The 3,250-nt window shown below is 73.5% G+C and carries 3 protein-coding genes and 1 pseudogene; 1 reads left to right on the top strand and 3 read right to left on the bottom strand.

Annotation, left to right across the window (positions count from 1 at the left end; all coding sequences use genetic code 11):
- The 3 genes and pseudogenes from ACWEN3_RS44205 to ACWEN3_RS44195 form a co-directional block, all read right to left on the bottom strand.
- Positions 1 to 471: pseudogene (locus tag ACWEN3_RS44205) on the bottom strand (transporter); the annotation flags it as partial.
- Positions 468 to 1,244, bottom strand: a complete 777-nt coding sequence (locus tag ACWEN3_RS44200) for an ABC transporter ATP-binding protein (protein WP_452983723.1) — start codon at positions 1,242 to 1,244, stop codon at positions 468 to 470. The gene ACWEN3_RS44200 and the pseudogene ACWEN3_RS44205, both read right to left, overlap by 4 nt.
- Positions 1,245 to 1,268: 24 nt before the next feature.
- Complete coding sequence (locus ACWEN3_RS44195) at positions 1,269 to 1,925, bottom strand: bifunctional DNA primase/polymerase (protein ID WP_452983720.1); 657 nt, start codon at positions 1,923 to 1,925, stop codon at positions 1,269 to 1,271.
- A 258-nt stretch (positions 1,926 to 2,183) separates the two neighbouring features.
- On the opposite strand from ACWEN3_RS44195, the gene ACWEN3_RS44190 reads away from it, so the two are divergent.
- Positions 2,184 to 3,250: transcriptional regulator (locus ACWEN3_RS44190; protein WP_452983717.1), on the top strand; the 1,067-nt coding region annotated here is incomplete at its 3' end.

The following is a 3,250-nucleotide window of genomic DNA, read 5'->3' as shown; positions in this document are numbered from 1 at the left end:
GACGGCGCGGGCGAGCGCCACGCAGACCAGCAGCGCGAGGACGACGGCGACGACCGCGACGGCGTATCCCGCGGCGCCGTGCGCGGGCACCAGCGCGCAGCCCGCCAGCAGCAGCACGGTGAACAGCGGGCCGATGCCGACGAGGGAGGCGGCGAGCAGGGCCCGCACCAGCGGACCGGGCCGCAGCGGCAGCAGCACCAGCCGGGTCGGGTCCAGCGTCTCGTCGCCGGTGGGGAAGAACAGGGGCAGCACCGCCCAGCCGAGGGCGAGCACGGCCGTCCCGATCACGGCCACCACGTCCGCGTGCGCCCGCCCGCGCAGCAGGACCAGGCCCAGCAGCTGTGCCAGTGCGAACAGGAGGGAGAGGACGGCGGAGACGACGAACGCGGCCCGCCGGCCGCCCGACTGCCGCAGGCCGCCCCGCAGCAGGGACAGTTTCAGCCGTACGAGGGTGGATGCGAGGCCGGTCATCGCGTCGCCCCGCCGCCCAGCCAGTCCAGGTCCGAGCCGGCGTCCCGGCCGCTCGCCCCGACCAGTTCCAGGAACGCCCCCTGCAGCGTGGGGTGCGCCCCGCGCACCTCGGCGAGCGGGCCGGTGGCGCGGATGCGTCCCGCCGCCAGGACCGCGACCCAGTCGCACAGCGACTCGACCAGCTCCATGACGTGCGAGGAGAAGACGACGGTGGCGCCGGAGGCCGTGTACCGCTCCAGGACGCCCCGGATGGTCTGCGCGGACACCGGGTCGACGCCCTCGAACGGTTCGTCCAGGAAGAGCACTTCGGGGTTGTGCAGGAGGGCCGCCGCGAGTCCGATTTTTTTGCGCATGCCGGTCGAGTAGTCGACGACGAGCTTGTGCTGGGCCCCAGCCAGGTCGAGCACGTCCAGCAGTTGGGTGGCCCGCTTGTCGACCTCGGCGCCCGGCAGCCCGCGCAGCCGCCCGGAGTACCCGAGCAGTTCCCGCCCCGACAGCCGCTCGAAGAGCCGCAGCCCTTCGGGGAGGACCCCGATGCGCGCCTTGACGGCCACGGGGTCCCGCCACACGTCGTGCCCGACGACCTCCACGGTGCCGTCATCGGGCCGCAGCAGCCCCGTCACCATGGACAGGGTGGTCGTCTTCCCGGCGCCGTTGGGCCCGACGAGCCCGATGAACTTCCCCGCGGGCAGGTCGAGATCGATCCCGCCGACAGCAACCTGCTGCCCGAACCGCTTCCAGAGCCCCCGCACCCGCACTGCAGCTTCGGTCATGCATGAACAGTACGGCCCGGGGGGTTACCGGCGGTCCCGCCCGCAGGCATAGGCGAGCGGTGAGAGCAACTCCTCGGCGTCCGGCAGCCATCGGTTCGCCGGGGTCGGCCGACAGGCCCACTGCACGGCGCCGCGGGAGCCGAACCGGGTGGGCGGCGCGGCCACGTAGGAGCCCTCGCCGAGGGCCACCAGGTCCAGGGACGACACCGACCAGCCCAGTTTCCGCACCAGTTCCGGCATCTTCACCGAGGCTCCCGGGAGCACGAAGAAGTGCATCCGCCGGTCCGGGGCCAGCGCGACCGGCCCGAGGGTCAGCTCCATCCGCTCCATCCGGGCGAGCGCCAGGAACCCCGCGCTCTCCGGGACGGACAGCGCGTCGAACGTGCGCCCCGTCGGCAGCAGGATCGACGCCGTCGGCTGCCTGAGCCACATCCGGTGGACGACGGTCGCGCTGCCGGTCGCCTGGGCCGCCCAGTCGGGGCGCGCGGGGTGCGCACCCGGCGCAGGGCAGGAAACGTCGCCGCACGAGCAGCGCTGCACCCCGTCGACGGCTTCCAGCCAGGTGCCCGGGAACACGTCCCAGTGCCGCTCCCCGGCGTAGCGTACGGCCGTTTCCAGCAGCGATTCCCCGCGCTGCTGCGGGATGTGAGCGGCTTCGGGGCCCGCGATCGTCTCTTCCACGTTCCACTCAACTCCCGTACCCACCTCGGGTTACGGCTCGGGCGCGTGCGCGGGAGGAGCATCGATTCCGCAGTCGGGGCGCACGGGTGCACGGTTGGGGGCGCGCGGGAGGAAGCGGGGCGTGTGCGGGGTAGTCAGGGAGGGGGTGGCATCTGCCTTTACCCCGGCAAACCGCACATGTCACGCATTGACGGTATGTCAGCTGGGCAGTGATCGACCCGAAACGGTCACGCTCCAGGGGTTCGCAGGGGGTAGCACATGGCCGCAAGGCCTCTCGTGGCGAGGCAGCCGAACGAACGGCTGCAGGCACTCATCCAGGAAGCGGGGTGCTCGAACGCCGGGCTGGCCCGGCGGGTCAACATGTGCGGCGCCGAGCACGGCCTCGACCTGCGCTACGACAAGACGTCCGTGGCCCGCTGGCTGCGCGGCCAGCAGCCACGGGGCCGGGCGCCGGCGATCATCGCCGAGGCGCTCGGGCGCAAGCTCGGCCGTACGGTCACGATCGACGAGATCGGCATGGCCAACGGCAAGAACCTCGCCTCGGGGGTCGGTCTCCAGTTCTCGCCGACGGTACTGGGGGCCATCGAGCAGGTCTGCGAGCTGTGGCGCAGCGACGTGGGGCGCCGGGACTTCCTGTCCGGCTCCTCCGTCGCCGCCTCCGCGCTGGTCGAGCCCAGCCGCGACTGGCTGATCTCGGCGCCGGACGCCCAGGTGGCCCGGCAGGCGGGCCCCCGCGTGGGCCTGTCCGACGTGGCGGCCGTGCGGTCGATGACCCAGGCGCTGACCGATCTCGACCACCAGTACGGGAGCGGGCATGTGCGCCCGGTCGTGGTGCACTACCTGAACAGCGTGGTCTCGGGGCTGCTCGCGGGGTCCTACCGGGAGGCGGTCGGGCGGGAACTCTTCGCCGCGGTCGCCCGGTTGACCGAGCTGGCCGGGTACATGGCGGTGGACACCGGGCAACCGGGCCTCGCCCAGCGGTACTACATCCAGTCGCTGCGTCTCGCGCAGGCCGCCGGGGACCGCGGCTACGGCGGCTATGTGCTCGCCGCGTCCATGAGCCATCTCGCCGCCCAGCTCGGAAACCCGCGCGAGATCGCCCAGTTGGCGCGGGCCGCTCAGGAGGGGGCGCGCGGGCACGCGACCCCGCGGGTGGAGGCGATGTTCCACGCGGCCGAGGCGCGCGGGCACGCCCTGCTCGGCGACGCGCGCGCGGCGCAGGCGGCGACCGGGCGAACTCTCAGGAGCCGAGATCCCAGGGTCCGGGAGACGAGGGGCGGTCGCCCGGCGGCCGCGCCGACGCCAGGCGTGCGTCCCAGAGAGCC

The organism is Streptomyces sp. NPDC004561, assembly GCF_053602155.1.
This window is presented reverse-complemented; position numbering and strand designations above follow the sequence as displayed.